This window comes from Escherichia sp. MOD1-EC6021 (assembly GCF_002965245.1).
In the GTDB taxonomy this organism is placed as follows: Bacteria; Pseudomonadota; Gammaproteobacteria; order Enterobacterales; family Enterobacteriaceae; genus Escherichia; species Escherichia coli_F.
Window position 1 is genome coordinate 104,021 of sequence record NZ_PTRU01000014.1, and the last position, 17,961, is coordinate 121,981.

General features: G+C 52.3%; 20 protein-coding genes. 12 read left to right on the top strand and 8 right to left on the bottom strand.

Annotation, left to right across the window (positions count from 1 at the left end; translation table 11 throughout):
- Positions 1-118 precede the first annotated feature (118 nt).
- Entirely contained in the window at positions 119-2,110 is a 1,992-nt protein-coding gene (gene tkt / locus BEB54_RS16855; RefSeq protein WP_000098633.1) for a transketolase, read from the bottom strand.
- Between the two features lie 276 nt (positions 2,111-2,386).
- On the opposite strand from tkt, the gene loiP reads away from it, so the two are divergent.
- Positions 2,387-3,145, top strand: a complete 759-nt coding sequence (gene loiP, locus BEB54_RS16860) for a metalloprotease LoiP (RefSeq protein WP_001299420.1) — start codon at positions 2,387-2,389, stop codon at positions 3,143-3,145.
- A 141-nt stretch (positions 3,146-3,286) separates the two neighbouring features.
- On the opposite strand, the gene speB is transcribed toward loiP, so the two are convergent.
- The 6 genes from speB to yqgD form a co-directional block, all read right to left on the bottom strand.
- Complete coding sequence (gene speB / locus BEB54_RS16865) at positions 3,287-4,207, bottom strand: agmatinase (RefSeq protein ID WP_000105566.1); 921 nt, start codon at positions 4,205-4,207, stop codon at positions 3,287-3,289.
- Positions 4,208-4,342: 135 nt separating this feature from the next.
- A complete protein-coding gene (locus BEB54_RS16870; protein WP_000758926.1) occupies positions 4,343-5,074 on the bottom strand; it encodes a hypothetical protein in 732 nt (243 codons plus the stop codon).
- Positions 5,075-5,219: 145 nt separating this feature from the next.
- Positions 5,220-7,196, bottom strand: coding sequence for a biosynthetic arginine decarboxylase (speA, locus tag BEB54_RS16875; RefSeq protein ID WP_103253869.1), 1,977 nt, complete (start codon positions 7,194-7,196; stop codon positions 5,220-5,222).
- An 8-nt stretch (positions 7,197-7,204) separates the two neighbouring features.
- Positions 7,205-7,336, bottom strand: coding sequence for an acid stress response protein YqgB (gene yqgB / locus BEB54_RS16880; RefSeq protein ID WP_001360961.1), 132 nt, complete (start codon positions 7,334-7,336; stop codon positions 7,205-7,207).
- A gap of 93 nt (positions 7,337-7,429) precedes the next feature.
- Positions 7,430-7,573, bottom strand: coding sequence for a protein YqgG (gene yqgG / locus BEB54_RS29710; RefSeq protein ID WP_001297404.1), 144 nt, complete (start codon positions 7,571-7,573; stop codon positions 7,430-7,432).
- 110 nt (positions 7,574-7,683) lie between these two features.
- Entirely contained in the window at positions 7,684-7,935 is a 252-nt protein-coding gene (gene yqgD, locus BEB54_RS29715; protein WP_001305310.1) for a protein YqgD, read from the bottom strand.
- Positions 7,936-7,990: 55 nt separating this feature from the next.
- On the opposite strand from yqgD, the gene metK reads away from it, so the two are divergent.
- The 8 genes from metK (at position 7,991) to ruvX (ending at position 15,211) form a co-directional block, all read left to right on the top strand.
- Positions 7,991-9,145: a methionine adenosyltransferase gene (gene metK / locus BEB54_RS16895; RefSeq protein ID WP_105276721.1), complete on the top strand. Its 1,155-nt coding sequence runs from the start codon at positions 7,991-7,993 to the stop codon at positions 9,143-9,145.
- A gap of 433 nt (positions 9,146-9,578) precedes the next feature.
- On the top strand, positions 9,579-10,973 hold the full coding sequence (galP, locus tag BEB54_RS16900) for a galactose/proton symporter (protein ID WP_001352953.1): 1,395 nt from the start codon (positions 9,579-9,581) through the stop codon (positions 10,971-10,973).
- 76 nt (positions 10,974-11,049) lie between these two features.
- The gene (locus BEB54_RS16905; protein ID WP_001296359.1) at positions 11,050-11,547 is read left to right on the top strand and encodes a SprT family zinc-dependent metalloprotease; all 498 of its coding nucleotides are present in this window, start codon (positions 11,050-11,052) and stop codon (positions 11,545-11,547) included.
- Positions 11,548-11,641: 94 nt separating this feature from the next.
- Complete coding sequence (endA, locus tag BEB54_RS16910) at positions 11,642-12,349, top strand: deoxyribonuclease I (RefSeq protein ID WP_000286517.1); 708 nt, start codon at positions 11,642-11,644, stop codon at positions 12,347-12,349.
- Between the two features lie 79 nt (positions 12,350-12,428).
- On the top strand, positions 12,429-13,160 hold the full coding sequence (rsmE, locus tag BEB54_RS16915) for a 16S rRNA (uracil(1498)-N(3))-methyltransferase (RefSeq protein WP_077507523.1): 732 nt from the start codon (positions 12,429-12,431) through the stop codon (positions 13,158-13,160).
- Positions 13,161-13,172: 12 nt separating this feature from the next.
- Positions 13,173-14,123 (top strand): glutathione synthase, encoded by a 951-nt coding sequence (gene gshB / locus BEB54_RS16920; RefSeq protein ID WP_000593299.1) that lies wholly within the window; start codon positions 13,173-13,175, stop codon positions 14,121-14,123.
- Positions 14,124-14,231: 108 nt separating this feature from the next.
- A complete protein-coding gene (locus BEB54_RS16925) occupies positions 14,232-14,795 on the top strand; it encodes a YqgE/AlgH family protein (protein ID WP_105276722.1) in 564 nt (187 codons plus the stop codon).
- Positions 14,795-15,211, top strand: a complete 417-nt coding sequence (ruvX, locus tag BEB54_RS16930; RefSeq protein WP_000017111.1) for a Holliday junction resolvase RuvX — start codon at positions 14,795-14,797, stop codon at positions 15,209-15,211. Before BEB54_RS16925 ends, ruvX begins: the two co-directional genes overlap by 1 nt.
- Positions 15,212-15,384: 173 nt before the next feature.
- Here ruvX and BEB54_RS16935 read toward each other — a convergent pair whose 3' ends face one another.
- Complete coding sequence (locus BEB54_RS16935; RefSeq protein ID WP_105276723.1) at positions 15,385-16,365, bottom strand: PilT/PilU family type 4a pilus ATPase; 981 nt, start codon at positions 16,363-16,365, stop codon at positions 15,385-15,387.
- 17 nt (positions 16,366-16,382) lie between these two features.
- Here BEB54_RS16935 and yggS point away from each other — a divergent pair, with 17 nt between their 5' ends.
- From yggS to yggU, 3 genes are read left to right on the top strand one after another with little or no spacing between them, the layout of a single operon-like run.
- Positions 16,383-17,087, top strand: coding sequence for a pyridoxal phosphate homeostasis protein (gene yggS, locus BEB54_RS16940; RefSeq protein ID WP_000997797.1), 705 nt, complete (start codon positions 16,383-16,385; stop codon positions 17,085-17,087).
- 17 nt (positions 17,088-17,104) lie between these two features.
- On the top strand, positions 17,105-17,671 hold the full coding sequence (yggT, locus tag BEB54_RS16945) for an osmotic shock tolerance protein YggT (RefSeq protein ID WP_001094831.1): 567 nt from the start codon (positions 17,105-17,107) through the stop codon (positions 17,669-17,671).
- Positions 17,668-17,958, top strand: a complete 291-nt coding sequence (gene yggU / locus BEB54_RS16950; protein WP_001277222.1) for a DUF167 family protein YggU — start codon at positions 17,668-17,670, stop codon at positions 17,956-17,958. Before yggT ends, yggU begins: the two co-directional genes overlap by 4 nt.
- The last annotated feature ends 3 nt before the right edge of the window (positions 17,959-17,961 follow it).

Below are 17,961 nucleotides of genomic sequence, written 5' to 3' on the forward strand. Positions count from 1 at the left end.
TTGCACGATCTTGTAGGTCGGGTAAGGCGTTCACGCCGCATCCGATATGAACAACGCGCACTTTGCCAATAATCTGAAGGGCCGCTTTCGCGGCCCTTCTCACAAAGCATCTTACCGATTACAGCAACGCTTTTGCTTTCGCAACAACGTTGTCAACGGTGAAGCCGAACTCTTCGAACAACTGCTCTGCCGGAGCAGATTCACCGAAGGTGGTCATGCCGACGATAGCACCGTTCAGGCCAACATACTTGTACCAGTAGTCAGCAATGCCAGCTTCCACCGCAACGCGTGCAGTAACCGCTTTCGGCAGTACAGACTCACGGTAAGCCGCATCCTGCTTGTCGAATGCGTCGGTAGACGGCATGGAAACCACGCGCGCTTTCACGCCTTCAGCAGTCAGTTTTTCGTAGGCAGCAACCGCCAGTTCAACTTCAGAACCGGTAGCGATGAAGATCAGTTCCGGCTGACCGGCACAGTCTTTCAGCACATAACCACCGCGCGCGATGTTTGCCAGCTGCTCTTCAGTACGTTCCTGCTGCGCCAGGTTCTGACGGGAGAGGATAAGCGCAGTCGGGCCGTCCTGACGCTCAACGCCGTATTTCCACGCGACCGCGGATTCAACCTGGTCACACGGACGCCATGTGGACATGTTCGGGGTCACGCGCAGAGAAGCGACCTGCTCTACCGGCTGGTGAGTCGGGCCATCTTCGCCCAGACCGATGGAGTCGTGGGTGTAAACCATCACCTGACGCTGTTTCATCAGCGCAGCCATACGTACGGCGTTACGTGCGTATTCCACGAACATCAGGAAGGTGGAGGTGTACGGCAGGAAGCCACCGTGCAGGGAGATACCGTTAGCAATCGCGGTCATACCGAACTCGCGAACACCATAGTGGATGTAGTTACCCGCAGCATCTTCGTTGATTGCTTTAGAACCAGACCACAGGGTCAGGTTAGACGGTGCCAAGTCAGCAGAGCCGCCGAGGAATTCCGGCAACAGCGGGCCGAACGCTTCAATCGCATTCTGAGACGCTTTACGGCTGGCGATTTTCGCCGGATTAGCCTGCAGTTTAGCGATGAATTCTTTCGCTTTGGCATCGAAGTCAGACGGCATTTCGCCTTTCATACGGCGGGTAAATTCAGCGGCTTCCTGCGGATAAGCTTTGGCGTAAGCAGCGAATTTCTCGTTCCATGCGGATTCTTTCGCCTGGCCTGCTTCTTTCGCATCCCACTGAGCATAGATTTCAGACGGGATTTCGAACGGTGCATATTTCCAGCCCAGCTGTTCGCGGGTCAGGGCAATTTCAGCGTCGCCCAGCGGCGCACCGTGGGAGTCGTGCGTACCGGCTTTGTTCGGTGAACCGAAACCGATGATGGTTTTGCACATCAGCAGGGACGGTTTGTCAGTCACTGCGCGCGCTTCTTCTACTGCGCGTTTGATGGATGCCGCGTCATGACCGTCGATGCCGCGAATAACGTGCCAGCCGTAAGCTTCGAAACGCATTGCGGTGTCGTCAGTAAACCAGCCTTCAACGTGACCATCGATAGAGATACCGTTGTCATCGTAGAACGCAATCAGTTTACCCAGCTTCAGCGTACCCGCCAGAGAGCAAACTTCATGGGAGATGCCTTCCATCATGCAGCCGTCGCCCATGAAGGCGTAGGTGTAGTGGTCGACGATGTCGTGGCCCGGACGGTTAAACTGTGCCGCCAGCGTTTTTTCTGCAATCGCCATACCGACTGCATTGGCAATACCCTGACCCAGCGGACCTGTAGTGGTTTCCACACCAGCGGTGTAACCCACTTCCGGGTGGCCCGGAGTTTTGGAATGCAGTTGACGGAAGTTTTTCAGTTCTTCCATCGGCAGATCGTAACCGGTGAGGTGCAGCAAGCTGTAGATCAGCATGGAGCCGTGGCCGTTGGACAGCACGAAGCGGTCACGGTCAGCCCAGGACGGATTCTGCGGGTTGTGTTTCAGGAAATCACGCCACAGGACTTCGGCAATGTCAGCCATACCCATAGGGGCACCCGGGTGACCGGATTTGGCTTTCTGTACTGCGTCCATGCTCAGCGCACGAATAGCATTGGCAAGCTCTTTACGTGAGGACATTTTGACTCCAGATCGGATGATGAAGGGCACGCCCTTAACGACTTGACGACAGCGCGTTTTGGGCTACGCCGGAAAATTTGCCAACAATTTACCGCAAGCCGCGCGTCATGTACATGGAACATCCTTTTGCCGCTTCAGAAATCTCTGGATCATGCTCGCATGTTGCGCAAACGCTCGCCCGTCCGCTGCGCTTTTCCTTATACTGAGACTGAGCGTCGATTCACCTGCAAACGGCGCATTTTTAGAATAATCCTGACCTTGTGCGGAAGAGAAAACATGAAAATTCGCGCCTTATTGGTAGCAATGAGCGTGGCAACGGTACTGACCGGTTGCCAGAATATGGACTCCAACGGACTGCTCTCATCAGGAGCGGAAGCTTTTCAGGCTTACAGTTTGAGTGATGCGCAGGTGAAAGCCCTGAGCGATCAGGCATGTCAGGAGATGGACAGCAAGGCGACGATTGCGCCAGCCAATAGCGAATACGCTAAACGTCTGACAACTATTGCCAATGCGCTAGGCAACAATATCAACGGTCAGCCGGTGAATTACAAAGTGTATATGGCGAAGGATGTGAATGCTTTTGCGATGGCAAACGGCTGTATCCGCGTCTATAGCGGGCTGATGGATATGATGACGGATAACGAAGTCGAAGCGGTGATCGGTCACGAAATGGGGCACGTCGCGTTAGGCCATGTGAAGAAAGGGATGCAAGTTGCATTAGGTACCAACGCCGTGAGAGTCGCGGCAGCCTCTGCGGGCGGGATTGTCGGCAGTTTATCGCAATCGCAACTTGGTGATCTGGGCGAGAAATTAGTCAATTCGCAATTCTCCCAGCGCCAGGAAGCAGAAGCCGATGATTATTCTTACGATCTTCTGCGCCAACGCGGCATCAGCCCGGCTGGTCTTGCCACCAGCTTTGAAAAACTGGCGAAACTGGAAGAAGGCCGCCAAAGCTCAATGTTTGACGACCATCCGGCATCCGCCGAACGCGCCCAGCATATTCGCGATCGTATGAGCGCGGATGGGGTTAAGTAAAGCCTGGTGGTGCCGAACGTAGGTCAGATAAGGCGTTCACGCCGCATCTGACATGAATGGCACATTTGTTACCCTGTCCGCAATGCCGGATGCGATGCTGACGCATCTTATCCGGCCTACGGGCGACATCGCATCTGGCGCTTACTCGCCCTTTTTCGCCGCCTGAATATACAGCATCTCCAGCGCCAGCGTCGCTGCTGCCAGAGCGGTGATTTCCGACTGATCGTATGCCGGAGCCACTTCCACTACGTCCATCCCAACAATGTTGAGATCTTTCAGGCCGCGTACCAGTTTAATGGCGCGATCGGAGGTCAGGCCGCCAATCACCGGCGTACCGGTGCCCGGCGCGAAAGCAGGATCCAGGCAGTCGATATCAAAGGTCAGGTAAACTGGCATATCACCTACAATCTGTTTCACCTGGGCGATAACGTCATCCACGCTGCGATCGTTCACCTGGCAGGCGTCCAGTACGGTAAAGCCGTTGTCTTTATCAAACTCGGTACGAATACCAATCTGTACGGAGTGATTCGGGTCGATCAGACCTTCTTTCGGCGCGGTATAGAACATGGTGCCGTGGTCAAATTCACAACCGTTCGCATAGGTATCGGTGTGGGCGTCAAAGTGTACCAGCGCCATTTTGCCGAAATGCTTCGCATGAGCACGCAGCAGCGGCAGGGTAACAAAGTGGTCACCACCGAAGGAGAGCATACGCTTACCGGCAGCCAGCAGCTTTTCAGCATGCGCCTGCAGCTTCTCGCTCATCTCACGAGCATCGCCGAAGGCATACACCAGATCGCCGCAGTCCACCACGTTCAGACGCTCGCGCATGTCGAAATTCCACGGGAAGCGGTTGTGTTCCCAGGCCAGATTCGTCGAAACCTGACGGATCGCCGCCGGACCGTGGCGTCCACCCGCACGACCAGAAGTAGCCATATCGAACGGCACGCCGGTAATTACCCAGTCAGCATCGCTGTCATACGGCTGGAAGTTCATCGGCAGGCGTAAAAAACCAAAGGCGTTGGAAACCAGTGAGTTATCGTATTGATGACCTAAGGTGCTCATGGGTGGACTCCTATTACAAAGTCGATATAAAAAAACCCTTCCGCGTCGTTAGGCCCGACGAGGAAGGGTTGGATTTGCGAAACACAATTTTGTGCTAATTATCGCCTTAAATGGGCGAGGCATCAAGCGAGGTTACTATTTCCGACACGGTGGCGGCGCATAGCCATTGTTGTCCGCCGGAAACGCTTGTCCAGAGCACGGTGGCAGCGCATTTTGCGCCGGGCCTTGTAATTCAAAGGCGGCAAAGCCGATTACACCGGTATTACGCACATCGCCTTGCGCCGAATTGGCTGCGTAGGAATCCGCAACGTTGGCGAACTGAAAAGCCGCTTCGGTATGTTTATCTTTGCGGAATCCTTTAATCGCCAACGAATCCCCGGCATTCACAATATAGCCGTTGTTATTCAGGGAACCTTGTTTACCATTGAGAACATCCAGGCCATCAACTGTCGCAACGATCTCGTAGTTGGTGTTACGACTGTAATTGCGGACATATAATTGGTAATTCATTCCTACTCTGGCATGGACTATATAGCGTAGTTCTTTACCTGATGAATTATAAACCCGCGTAATAGGTAGAGAATTAAAATTACCATCGCGAATAGCATATTCAAGTTCGTTAATACGAATGCTATAAACGCGGTCGTAGCCGGAAGGAACATTAGTCGAATAACTAATAACGATCATCTCTGCCGGATCGCGCCAGGCTCGTTCAGCAGTTACGCCCTGTACCGTTGAGTGCACATCCCCACCCCAGGCGGTGCCGACATTGCCCGATGCACTGCTATTATACTGCGCATTACTGGAACAACCGGCCAGCAGCACGACTAATGCCACCAACGCGCTACGTACTTTCCATTTTTTCATAACCGTTCCCTCTGCATTTAATTAATGCAGCGATTGTAGGGAGATTATTCAATAAGGAAAGCAGCTAAATTATTTTTAAGAATATATAAAAAGAAAGCGGGCCGATTTACGTAAATAAATCGACCCGATAGCGGAATAATCTTAATTATTCATCTTCAAGATAGGTATAACCGTACAAACCTGCCTCGAACTCTTCCAGGAACTGTTGTTGCAGTTCAGCATCAAGATCGGTTTTCTTCACTTGATCACGGAACTGGGTTAACAGCGTTTTCGGATCGAGCTGTACATATTGCAGCATGTCCGCCACGGTATCGCCTTCGTCAGACAGTTCCACTTCTACGCTACCATCAGGGAAGACGAACACATCAACCGCTTCGGTATCACCAAACAGGTTGTGCATGTTGCCGAGGATCTCCTGATATGCGCCGACCATAAAGAAACCGAGCATCGGCGGATTCTCTGGATCGTACTCCGGCATAGGCATTGTCGTGGCAATACCATCACCATCGATATAGTGGTCGATGGCACCGTCAGAGTCACAGGTAATATCCAGCAGCACGGCGCGCCGCTCCGGAACTTGATTCAGCCCTTCCAGCGGCAGAACCGGGAACAACTGGTCGATCCCCCATGCGTCCGGCATCGACTGGAACAGCGAGAAGTTGACGTACATTTTGTCCGCCATACGTTCCTGCAATTCGTCGATAATCGGGCGATGTGCGCGGTTTTGCGGATCCAGCTGCTTTTGCACTTCATGACACATGCTCAAATAAAGCTGCTCAGCCCACGCGCGTTCTTGCAGGTTGTAGGTGCCCGAAGAATAGCCGATATGAATATCGTGCAAGTCCATCTGGCTGTCATGTAACCACTCACGCAGAGAACGGCGAGTTCCCGGTTCGTGCATCTCCTGCCAGGTTTCCCACATGCTTTGCAGCGCGCGCGGCGCGTCTTCTGCTGGCGCGGTCGGCATCGTGTATTCGTTACGTTCCACGCCGATGATATTCGACACCAGCACGGTGTGATGCGCAGTCACCGCACGACCTGATTCGGTGATTACTGTCGGATGCGGCAGACCATTTTCTTCACACGCATCGCCAATCGCCCAAATGATGTTGTTGGCGTATTCATTGAGGCCGTAATTCACTGAACAGTCGGACTGCGAACGAGTACCTTCATAGTCCACACCCAGACCGCCGCCGACATCAAAGCACTGAATATTGACGCCCAGCTTGTGCAGTTCCACATAGAAACGCGCGGATTCACGAACGCCCGTGGCGATATCGCGAATATTCGCCATCTGCGAACCGAGGTGGAAGTGCAGCAGTTGCAGGCTGTCGAGACGTCCGGCTTCACGCAGGGTTTCAACCAGTTGCAGTACCTGAGTCGCCGCCAGGCCGAACTTCGATTTTTCCCCGCCAGAAGACTGCCATTTGCCAGAACCTTGAGACGCCAGACGCGCGCGCACGCCCAGACGAGGAACGACATTCAGACGTTCTGCTTCATCCAGCACAATGGCGATTTCTGACATCTTCTCAATGACCAGATAGACCTTATGGCCCATCTTCTCGCCAATTAATGCCAGGCGGATATATTCGCGGTCTTTATAACCATTGCAGACGATGACGCTACGGGTCATGCCAGCATGCGCCAGTACCGCCATCAACTCAGCTTTGGAACCGGCTTCCAGGCCCAGCGGTTCGCCTGAATGAATCAGGGATTCAATCACGCGGCGGTGCTGGTTAACTTTGATCGGGTAAACGAGGAAGTAATCGCCGTTATAGCCGTAGGATTCCCGCGCACGTTTGAACGCGGCGTTAATGGAACGCAAACGGTGCTGCAGGATCTGTGGGAAACAGAACAGTGCAGGCAGACGCTGACCCTGTGCTTCACGAGTTTTCACTAACTGCGCGAGATCGACGCGAGCTTCCGGGACGTCCGGGTCCGGGCACACGCTAATGTGGCCCAGCTCGTTAACGTCATAATAGTTATTGCCCCACCAGGCAATATTGTAAGTACGCAGCATCTTGCTGGCTTCCTGGGAGCTCATTGCAACCTCCTGCATGGAGCGTAGTACACCGTGTTCGCCCGCTGACGAAGGCAAACTCATAGACATGTCGTCAGACATAGCGAACCTCAAATTATTTTATTAAGTGTAAAACAGTTAACGACTATCGCAGCCTGGGACTGCGATAACAACCCATAAGCACACGGATTTTCCAGCAAAGTATGCTGACGCTCCGACTGCGCAACCGGTTTCTTTTTCATAACATTATTAAACACATAACCGAACGTAAGTGTGACAGTTCGGCGAAACCACGAGAAAACTCTTGTTTTTACAAGAGCGCCCTTGTTCAGTCCTCAGTAACTGTAACCAGCTCTTGAATCCTGAGAAGCGCCGAGATGGGTATAACATCGGCAGGTATGCAAAGCAGAGATGCAGAGTGCGGGGAACGAATCTTCACCAGAACGGTGAGACAGGTTAAGCAGCAGACAACGGTTCATTATTTCGTATCACCTCCACGGCCGCCTGTTAAGACGAACCCACAAGCCAAAACTCTGATTTCAACCCGGCTGGAAGTGGCAACACGAAAGAAACGTCGTGTGCTTTTTATTTAAGCCGCGCGCCGCGTTTTATACCCCACAATGGCAGAAAATTGCAAAAGATAAATACGCAGAATGCCAGCATTGTCAGGAAAAATTTCCAGCCACGTTTTTAACAGAATGAGACACGATTCAAAAAAAAGTGGAAATTGGGTGAAGAACTGACCTAAAATAGCCATCCAGATGTTAATCCATCCATACCGATTAACACTCAGACTGCCAGTGTTTTTAACCTGCAGAGTCGTGGTAGGATCCGCTACCACAGAAAATCCACACAACAGTTTGAGCTAACCAAATTCTCTTTAGGTGATATTAAATATGGCAAAACACCTTTTTACGTCCGAGTCCGTCTCTGAAGGGCATCCTGACAAAATTGCTGACCAAATCTCTGATGCCGTTTTAGACGCGATCCTCGAACAGGATCCGAAAGCACGTGTTGCTTGCGAAACCTACGTAAAAACCGGCATGGTTTTAGTTGGCGGTGAAATCACCACCAGCGCCTGGGTAGACATCGAAGAGATCACCCGTAACACCGTTCGCGAAATTGGCTATGTGCATTCCGACATGGGCTTTGACGCTAACTCCTGTGCGGTCCTGAGCGCTATCGGTAAACAGTCCCCTGATATCAACCAGGGCGTCGACCGTGCCGATCCGCTGGAACAGGGCGCGGGCGACCAGGGCCTGATGTTTGGCTACGCAACCAATGAAACCGACGTGCTGATGCCAGCGCCTATCACCTATGCACACCGTCTGGTTCAGCGTCAGGCTGAAGTACGTAAAAACGGCACTCTGCCGTGGCTGCGCCCGGACGCGAAAAGCCAGGTGACTTTCCAGTATGACGACGGCAAAATCGTTGGTATCGATGCTGTCGTGCTTTCCACTCAGCACTCTGAAGAGATCGACCAGAAATCGCTGCAAGAAGCGGTGATGGAAGAGATCATCAAGCCGATTCTGCCCGCTGAATGGATGACTTCTGCAACCAAGTTCTTCATCAACCCGACCGGTCGTTTTGTTATCGGTGGTCCGATGGGTGACTGCGGTCTGACTGGTCGTAAAATTATCGTTGATACCTACGGCGGCATGGCACGTCACGGTGGCGGTGCATTCTCTGGTAAAGATCCATCAAAAGTGGACCGTTCCGCTGCGTACGCAGCACGTTATGTCGCGAAAAACATCGTTGCGGCTGGCCTGGCCGATCGTTGTGAAATTCAGGTTTCCTACGCAATCGGCGTGGCTGAACCGACCTCCATCATGGTGGAAACTTTCGGTACCGAGAAAGTGCCTTCTGAACAACTGACTCTGCTGGTACGTGAGTTCTTTGACCTGCGTCCATACGGTCTGATTCAGATGCTGGATCTGCTGCACCCGATCTACAAAGAAACCGCAGCATACGGTCACTTTGGTCGTGAACATTTCCCGTGGGAAAAAACCGACAAAGCGCAGCTGCTGCGCGATGCTGCCGGTCTGAAGTAATCTTTCTTCACCTGCTTTCAAAGGCCAGCCTCGCGCTGGCCTTTTTCTTTTACCTCACCGCGGTGGATAGACATTCACGCCGCATCCGGCAAAAAACCGCCCGCAATAACATCATTCTTCCTCAACACGTTTTACCGCAAATTATCATCACGACTGAAACCGATTACACCCACCACGCCAGCCAAATATTTGTAATATTTTCATATTATTATTCGGCTTTCACAGTTGTTACATTTCTTTTCAGTAAAGTCTTAATTGCAGATAACAGCCTTTAATCTATGATGATATAACTCAATTATTTTCATGCACTTAAATCATAACTAAGATAAATGTTAGTGTAAGCGATTACACTGATGTGATTTGCTTCACATCTTTTTACGTCGTACTCACCTATCTTAATTCACAATAAAAAATAACCATATTGGAGGGCATCATGCCTGACGCTAAAAAACAGGGGCGGTCAAACAAGGCAATGACGTTTTTCGTCTGCTTCCTTGCCGCTCTGGCGGGATTACTCTTTGGCCTGGATATCGGTGTAATTGCTGGCGCACTGCCGTTTATTGCAGATGAATTCCAGATTACTTCGCACACGCAAGAATGGGTCGTAAGCTCCATGATGTTCGGTGCGGCAGTCGGTGCGGTGGGCAGCGGCTGGCTCTCCTTTAAACTCGGGCGCAAAAAGAGTTTGATGATCGGCGCAATCCTGTTTGTTGCCGGTTCACTGTTCTCTGCGGCTGCGCCAAACGTTGAAGTACTGATTCTTTCCCGCGTTCTGCTGGGGCTGGCGGTGGGTGTGGCCTCTTATACTGCACCGCTTTACCTCTCTGAAATTGCGCCGGAAAAAATTCGCGGCAGTATGATCTCGATGTATCAGTTGATGATCACTATCGGGATCCTCGGTGCTTATCTTTCTGATACCGCCTTCAGCTACACCGGTGCATGGCGCTGGATGCTGGGTGTGATTATCATCCCGGCAATTTTGCTGCTGATTGGTGTCTTCTTCCTGCCAGACAGCCCTCGTTGGTTTGCCGCCAAACGCCGTTTTGTTGATGCCGAGCGCGTGCTGCTGCGCCTGCGCGACACCAGTGCGGAAGCGAAACGCGAACTGGATGAAATCCGTGAAAGTTTGCAGGTTAAACAGAGTGGCTGGGCGCTGTTTAAAGAGAACAGCAACTTCCGCCGCGCGGTGTTCCTTGGCGTACTGTTGCAGGTAATGCAGCAATTCACCGGGATGAACGTCATCATGTATTACGCGCCGAAAATCTTCGAACTGGCGGGTTATACCAACACCACCGAGCAAATGTGGGGGACAGTGATCGTCGGTCTCACCAACGTACTCGCCACCTTTATCGCAATAGGCCTTGTTGACCGCTGGGGACGTAAACCAACGCTAACGCTGGGCTTCCTGGTGATGGCTGCTGGCATGGGCATACTCGGTACAATGATGCATATCGGTATCCACTCTCCGTCAGCGCAGTATTTCGCCATCGCCATGCTGTTGATGTTTATTGTCGGCTTTGCCATGAGTGCCGGTCCGCTGATTTGGGTACTGTGCTCCGAAATTCAGCCGCTGAAAGGCCGCGATTTTGGCATCACCTGCTCTACCGCCACCAACTGGATTGCCAACATGATCGTCGGCGCAACATTCCTGACTATGCTCAACACGCTGGGTAACGCCAACACCTTCTGGGTGTATGCGGCTCTGAACGTACTGTTTATTCTGCTGACACTGTGGCTGGTACCGGAAACCAAACACGTTTCGCTGGAACATATTGAACGTAATCTGATGAAAGGTCGTAAACTGCGCGAAATCGGCGCTCACGATTAATCTCCTCAGGCTTCCTCCCGTCGCGGAGGAAGCCACCTCTTGCAGTCATCTTTTCTTCGCTCTATCCTCTGCCGCTATGAAAACATCCCGTCTCCCTATTGCCATCCAACAGGCCGTTATGCGTCGCCTGCGGGAAAAGCTCGCCCAGGCCAACCTGAAGCTAGGGCGTAACTACCCGGAGCCAAAACTCTCTTACACCCAGCGCGGAACCTCCGCCGGAACAGCCTGGCTTGAAAGCTATGAAATTCGCCTCAATCCGGTTTTACTGTTGGAAAACAGCGAAGCCTTTATTGAAGAAGTGGTGCCACACGAACTGGCACATTTGCTGGTATGGAAACATTTCGGCCGCGTAGCGCCACATGGCAAAGAGTGGAAATGGATGATGGAAAGCGTGCTGGGCGTTCCCGCTCGTCGTACGCACCAGTTTGAACTGCAATCCGTGCGTCGCAACACCTTCCCCTACCGCTGCAAGTGCCAGGAACATCAGCTTACCGTACGCCGCCATAATCGCGTAGTTCGTGGCGAAGCCGTCTATCGCTGTGTTCATTGCGGTGAACAGCTGATTGCAAAATAACCACCTGAACTATCAGGAACTTTCCTGATCTGGCTGATTGCATACCAAAACAACTTTCGCTACGTTGCTGGCTCGTTTTAACACGGAGTAAGTGATGTACCGTTATTTGTCTATTGCTGCGGTGGTACTGAGCGCAGCATTTTCCGGCCCGACGTTGGCCGAAGGTATCAATAGTTTTTCTCAGGCGAAAGCCGCGGCGGTAAAAGTCCACGCTGACGCGCCGGGTACGTTTTATTGCGGATGTAAAATTAACTGGCAGGGCAAAAAAGGCGTTGTTGATCTGCAATCGTGCGGGTATCAGGTGCGCAAAAATGAAAACCGCGCCAGCCGCGTAGAGTGGGAACACGTTGTTCCCGCCTGGCAGTTCGGTCACCAGCGCCAGTGCTGGCAGGACGGTGGACGTAAAAACTGTGCCAAAGATCCGGTCTATCGCAAGATGGAAAGCGATATGCATAACCTGCAACCGTCAGTCGGCGAGGTGAATGGCGATCGCGGCAACTTTATGTACAGCCAGTGGAATGGCGGCGAAGGCCAGTACGGTCAATGCGCCATGAAGGTCGATTTCAAAGAAAAAGCTGCCGAACCACCAGCGCGTGCACGCGGTGCCATTGCGCGCACCTACTTCTATATGCGCGACCAATACAACCTGACACTCTCTCGCCAGCAAACGCAGCTGTTCAACGCATGGAACAAGATGTATCCGGTTACCGACTGGGAGTGCGAGCGCGATGAACGCATCGCTAAGGTGCAGGGCAATCATAACCCGTATGTGCAACGCGCTTGCCAGGCGCGAAAGAGCTAACCTACACTAGCGGGATTCTTTTTGTTAACCCCTACCCCACGTGTACAACCGCGTGGGGAGACGACGCGGATTTTTAACTATGCGTATCCCCCGCATTTATCATCCTGAACCACTGATCAGCCATTCTCACATCGCGCTTTGCGAAGATGCCGCCAACCATATCGGGCGCGTACTGCGTATGGGGCCGGGTCAGGCGTTGCAATTATTTGACGGCAGCAACCAGGTCTTTGACGCCGAAATTACCAGCGCCAGCAAAAAAAGCGTGGAAGTGAAAGTGCTGGAAGGCCAACTCGACGATCGTGAATCTCCGCTGCATATTCACCTCGGTCAGGTGATGTCGCGTGGCGAAAAAATGGAATTTACGATCCAGAAATCGATCGAACTCGGTGTAAGCCTCATTACGCCACTTTTTTCTGAGCGTTGCGGCGTTAAACTGGATAGTGAACGTCTGAACAAGAAGCTCCAGCAGTGGCAGAAGATTGCAATTGCTGCCTGTGAGCAGTGTGGTCGTAACCGGGTGCCGGAAATCCGTCCAGCGATGGATCTGGAAGCCTGGTGTGCAGAGCAGGATGAAGGACTGAAACTGAATCTTCACCCGCGCGCCAGTAACAGCATCAATACGTTGCCGTTACCGGTTGAACGCGTCCGCCTGCTAATTGGCCCGGAAGGCGGTTTATCGGCAGATGAAATTGCCATGACTGCCCGCTATCAATTTACTGATATCCTGTTGGGACCTCGCGTTTTGCGTACAGAGACAACTGCGCTCACCGCCATTACCGCTCTACAGGTGCGTTTTGGCGATTTGGGCTAACGGAGAAGAATAATGATCAAGCTCGGCATCGTGATGGACCCCATCGCAAGCATCAACATCAAGAAAGATTCCAGTTTCGCTATGTTGCTGGAAGCGCAACGTCGTGGTTACGAACTTCACTATATGGAGATGGGCGATCTGTATCTGATCAATGGCGAAGCCCGCGCCCATACCCGCACGCTGAACGTGAAGCAGAACTACGAAGAGTGGTTTTCGTTCGTCGGTGAACAGGATCTGCCGCTGGCCGATCTCGATGTGATCCTGATGCGTAAAGACCCGCCGTTTGATACCGAGTTTATCTACGCGACCTATATTCTGGAACGTGCCGAAGAGAAAGGGACGCTGATCGTTAACAAGCCGCAAAGCCTGCGCGACTGTAACGAGAAACTGTTTACCGCCTGGTTCTCTGACTTAACGCCAGAAACGCTGGTTACGCGCAATAAAGCACAGCTGAAAGCGTTCTGGGAGAAACACAGCGACATCATTCTTAAGCCGCTTGACGGTATGGGCGGCGCGTCGATTTTCCGCGTGAAAGAAGGCGATCCAAACCTCGGCGTGATTGCCGAAACCCTGACTGAGCATGGCACTCGCTACTGCATGGCGCAAAATTACCTGCCAGCCATTAAAGATGGCGACAAACGCGTGTTGGTGGTGGATGGCGAACCGGTGCCGTACTGCCTGGCGCGTATTCCGCAGGGGGGCGAAACCCGTGGCAATCTGGCTGCCGGTGGTCGCGGTGAACCTCGTCCGCTAACGGAGAGTGACTGGAAAATCGCCCGTCAGATCGGACCGACGCTGAAAGAAAAAGGGCTGATTTTTGTTGGTCTGGATATCATCGGCGACCGCCTGACTGAAATTAACGTCACCAGCCCAACCTGTATTCGTGAGATTGAAGCAGAGTTTCCGGTGTCGATCACCGGAATGTTAATGGATGCCATCGAAGCACGTTTACAGCAGCAGTAACCCACCTTAGCGAGAAGGATCTCGTTGAGACTCTGAGTGACAGCGCCCTACTTTCCCCGCATACTGGGCGCTGTTGCTTTTTTGAACCAGGAAACAGAACCTCTGACAATGAATTTACAGCATCACTTTCTTATTGCCATGCCTGCTCTCCAGGATCCGATTTTCCGTCGTTCCGTGGTCTACATTTGCGAACATAATGCCAATGGTGCAATGGGTATCATCGTCAACAAGCCACTGGAAAATCTCAAAATTGAAGGGATTCTGGAAAAGCTGAAGATCACGCCGGAGCCGCGTGATGAATCAATCCGTCTGGATAAACCGGTTATGCTCGGCGGCCCGCTGGCGGAAGATCGTGGGTTTATTTTGCATACTCCACCCTCCAATTTTGCTTCCAGCATTCGCATTTCAGACAACACGGTGATGACCACTTCCCGCGATGTGCTGGAAACGCTCGGCACCGATAAACAACCGTCTGACATATTGGTGGCTCTGGGCTATGCCTCTTGGGAGAAAGGTCAACTGGAACAAGAAATTCTCGATAACGCGTGGCTAACGGCCCCGGCAGATCTGAATATTCTGTTCAAAACGCCGATTGCCGACCGCTGGCGCGAGGCGGCAAAACTGATTGGTGTGGATATTCTCACCATGCCTGGCGTTGCGGGGCACGCCTGATGAGTGGAACCTTACTCGCCTTCGACTTCGGCACCAAAAGCATTGGCGTAGCGGTCGGCCAACGCATTACCGGCACCGCTCGCCCACTGCCCGCAATTAAAGCGCAGGACGGTACGCCGGACTGGAACCTTATCGAACGTTTACTGAAAGAGTGGCAACCTGACGAAATTATCGTCGGTTTGCCGCTGAATATGGACGGTACCGAGCAACCGTTGACTGCCCGGGCGCGTAAATTCGCCAATCGTATTCATGGCCGTTTTGGTGTTGAAGTTAAGCTCCATGATGAACGGCTTAGCACCGTGGAAGCGCGCTCCGGTCTGTTCGAACAGGGCGGCTATCGGGCGCTCAACAAAGGTAAAGTCGACTCTGCCTCTGCGGTTATTATTCTCGAAAGTTATTTCGAGCAGGGATATTAAGGCGATTTACTAGCGCACAGATTTCTGACAATGTGCTCGTTGTTTCATGTTGGATGCGGCGTAAACGCCTTATCCAACCTACGGTGAGTGCGAATTCAAAGTTACGCTTCCCTTGTAGGCCCGATAAGCTTGCGCATCGGGCATGTTTACAATTCGTATCAGACATAGCAACGTCACAAGCGCCCTTCTTTCACCCGCTGCTGATAACTCTGCTGAAACGTTAACATCCCCACTTGTTGCCCAGTTTGAATAACATGCGGTAACTGGTGGGTTTTCCCTTCGCGAATCAAATTCCCCACCGCGGGTGTGTTAATCAGCAATTCAAACAGCGCTACTCTTCCTTCCTGTTTATCCACTTCCAGCTTTTGTGACAACACTGCCCGCAAGCTCCCGGCCAGTTGATTACGCACGGGATCTTTTTCCTGCGCAGGAAATGAATCCACCAGTCGCTCAACTGCCTGCGCCGCACCACGCGTATGTAATGTTGCCAGCACCAGATGCCCGGTTTCTGCCGCCGTCAGCGCCAGACGGATTGTCTCGCTGTCACGCAGCTCTCCGAGCAATATCACATCGGGATCTTCCCGCAATGCGGCACGCAATCCCGATGCGAACGTCATACAGTGCAAACCAATCTCCCGCTGCTGGATCAAACATCGCTGACTGGTATAGAGATATTCCACAGGATCTTCCAGCGTCAGAATATGCGCATCGGCATGTTGATTGAGATAGCCAACCATCGCCGCCAGCGTGGTAGATTTGCCACTCCCCGTCGCCCCCGTCACCAGAATCAGGCCATTCTCGCTCTTGAGTAATTCCGGCAATACCGGTGGTGCGCCAAGCTGTTCGAGCTGCGGGCAGTGCGAAGGTAACAACCGTAATGCCAGAGAAATACCTTGCCGTTGCGCGAACGCACTGCCGCGCAATCGCTGGTTTTCCGCCAGCGACACAGCAAAATCTAACTGACCATTCTCCAGCAATATTGCCCGCTGATCGTCATCCAGCCACTCCCGCAATAGCTCTTCCACGTCCGGCGCATCAAACGGCACAGCTTCCATTCTCCCGCGAATACGCCATCGTGCGGGCCAGGCGCTGCACAGGTGTAGATCCGAGACGTTATGCTTTACACTAAGGGCCACAATTTCTTCCATATTCATACTAAGATCCTCGGAAAATGAACGATATTGCGCATAACCTGGCACAGGTCCGGGACAAAATCTCAGCGGCTGCAACGCGTTGCGGCCGTTCTCCAGAAGAAATTACGCTGCTTGCAGTCAGTAAAACAAAACCTGCGAGCGCCATCGCAGAAGCCATTGATGCCGGGCAGCGTCAATTTGGTGAAAACTATGTTCAGGAAGGGGTAGATAAAATTCGCCACTTTCAGGAACTGGGCGTAACAGGATTAGAATGGCATTTTATTGGCCCGTTGCAGTCTAATAAAAGCCGCCTGGTGGCAGAGCATTTCGACTGGTGTCATACCATCGACCGTTTGCGCATCGCTACCCGTCTGAACGACCAGCGCCCGGCAGAACTTCCCCCTCTTAACGTACTGATTCAAATTAATATTAGTGATGAAAACAGTAAGTCCGGGATTCAACTGGCTGAACTGGACGAGCTGGCAGCAGCGGTCTCTGAACTACCGCGTTTACGTCTACGCGGGCTGATGGCGATCCCTGCGCCTGAGTCAGAATATGTAAGGCAGTTTGAAGTTGCACGCCAAATGGCTGTAGCATTTGCCGGACTGAAAACGCGCTACCCGCATATCGACACGCTCTCTCTGGGAATGTCGGACGATATGGAAGCCGCCATTGCGGCAGGTAGCACGATGGTTCGTATCGGCACTGCAATTTTTGGTGCGCGTGATTACTCTAAAAAATAAGGAATTAAAGGAACGCCATGAATACGTTGACTTTCCTGCTTTCAACGGTCATTGAGCTGTATACCATGGTGCTGTTATTACGCATCTGGATGCAGTGGGCTCATTGTGATTTTTACAACCCCTTCTCACAGTTTGTGGTGAAGGTGACGCAGCCGATTATCGGACCACTGCGCCGCGTTATTCCGGCAATGGGACCGATTGACAGCGCCTCGCTGCTGGTTGCCTATATTCTCAGTTTTATCAAAGCCATCGTGCTGTTTAAAGTCGTGACTTTCCTGCCGATCATCTGGATTGCTGGTTTACTGATTTTGCTGAAAACCATCGGCCTGTTGATTTTCTGGGTCCTGCTGGTGATGGCGATTATGAGCTGGGTAAGCCAGGGTCGTAGCCCGATTGAATACGTCCTGATTCAGCTTGCCGATCCACTGCTGCGCCCGATTCGCCGCCTGCTGCCAGCAATGGGTGGGATTGATTTCTCGCCGATGATCCTCGTTCTGCTGCTGTATGTCATTAATATGGGTGTCGCAGAAGTACTGCAGGCGACCGGAAATATGCTACTACCGGGGCTGTGGATGGCGTTATGAGTGCCGTAACAGTTAACGATGACGGTCTGGTTTTACGGCTTTATATTCAGCCGAAAGCCAGCCGTGATTCTATTGTCGGTTTACATGGCGACGAAGTAAAAGTCGCCATTACCGCGCCGCCAGTTGACGGCCAGGCCAACAGCCATCTGGTGAAGTTTCTCGGCAAGCAATTCCGGGTAGCCAAAAGCCAGGTGGTGATTGAAAAAGGCGAACTTGGCCGCCACAAACAAATTAAAATCATTAATCCGCAACAAATCCCGCCAGAAATCGCGGCGTTAATTAATTAGGTA

Excerpts from the sequence above, each read along its gene's own strand:
- tkt (WP_000098633.1), bottom strand. The coding sequence starts at position 2,110 with ATGTCCTCACGTAAAGAGCTTGCCAATGCTATTCGTGCGCTGAGCATG.
- loiP (WP_001299420.1), top strand. The coding sequence starts at position 2,387 with ATGAAAATTCGCGCCTTATTGGTAGCAATGAGCGTGGCAACGGTACTG.
- speB (WP_000105566.1), bottom strand. The coding sequence starts at position 4,207 with ATGAGCACCTTAGGTCATCAATACGATAACTCACTGGTTTCCAACGCC.
- BEB54_RS16870 (WP_000758926.1), bottom strand. The coding sequence starts at position 5,074 with ATGAAAAAATGGAAAGTACGTAGCGCGTTGGTGGCATTAGTCGTGCTG.
- speA (WP_103253869.1), bottom strand. The coding sequence starts at position 7,196 with ATGTCTGACGACATGTCTATGAGTTTGCCTTCGTCAGCGGGCGAACAC.
- yqgB (WP_001360961.1), bottom strand. The coding sequence starts at position 7,336 with ATGAAAAAGAAACCGGTTGCGCAGTCGGAGCGTCAGCATACTTTGCTG.
- yqgG (WP_001297404.1), bottom strand. The coding sequence starts at position 7,573 with ATGAACCGTTGTCTGCTGCTTAACCTGTCTCACCGTTCTGGTGAAGAT.
- metK (WP_105276721.1), top strand. The coding sequence starts at position 7,991 with ATGGCAAAACACCTTTTTACGTCCGAGTCCGTCTCTGAAGGGCATCCT.
- galP (WP_001352953.1), top strand. The coding sequence starts at position 9,579 with ATGCCTGACGCTAAAAAACAGGGGCGGTCAAACAAGGCAATGACGTTT.
- BEB54_RS16905 (WP_001296359.1), top strand. The coding sequence starts at position 11,050 with ATGAAAACATCCCGTCTCCCTATTGCCATCCAACAGGCCGTTATGCGT.
- endA (WP_000286517.1), top strand. The coding sequence starts at position 11,642 with ATGTACCGTTATTTGTCTATTGCTGCGGTGGTACTGAGCGCAGCATTT.
- rsmE (WP_077507523.1), top strand. The coding sequence starts at position 12,429 with ATGCGTATCCCCCGCATTTATCATCCTGAACCACTGATCAGCCATTCT.
- gshB (WP_000593299.1), top strand. The coding sequence starts at position 13,173 with ATGATCAAGCTCGGCATCGTGATGGACCCCATCGCAAGCATCAACATC.
- BEB54_RS16925 (WP_105276722.1), top strand. The coding sequence starts at position 14,232 with ATGAATTTACAGCATCACTTTCTTATTGCCATGCCTGCTCTCCAGGAT.
- ruvX (WP_000017111.1), top strand. The coding sequence starts at position 14,795 with ATGAGTGGAACCTTACTCGCCTTCGACTTCGGCACCAAAAGCATTGGC.
- BEB54_RS16935 (WP_105276723.1), bottom strand. The coding sequence starts at position 16,365 with ATGAATATGGAAGAAATTGTGGCCCTTAGTGTAAAGCATAACGTCTCG.
- yggS (WP_000997797.1), top strand. The coding sequence starts at position 16,383 with ATGAACGATATTGCGCATAACCTGGCACAGGTCCGGGACAAAATCTCA.
- yggT (WP_001094831.1), top strand. The coding sequence starts at position 17,105 with ATGAATACGTTGACTTTCCTGCTTTCAACGGTCATTGAGCTGTATACC.
- yggU (WP_001277222.1), top strand. The coding sequence starts at position 17,668 with ATGAGTGCCGTAACAGTTAACGATGACGGTCTGGTTTTACGGCTTTAT.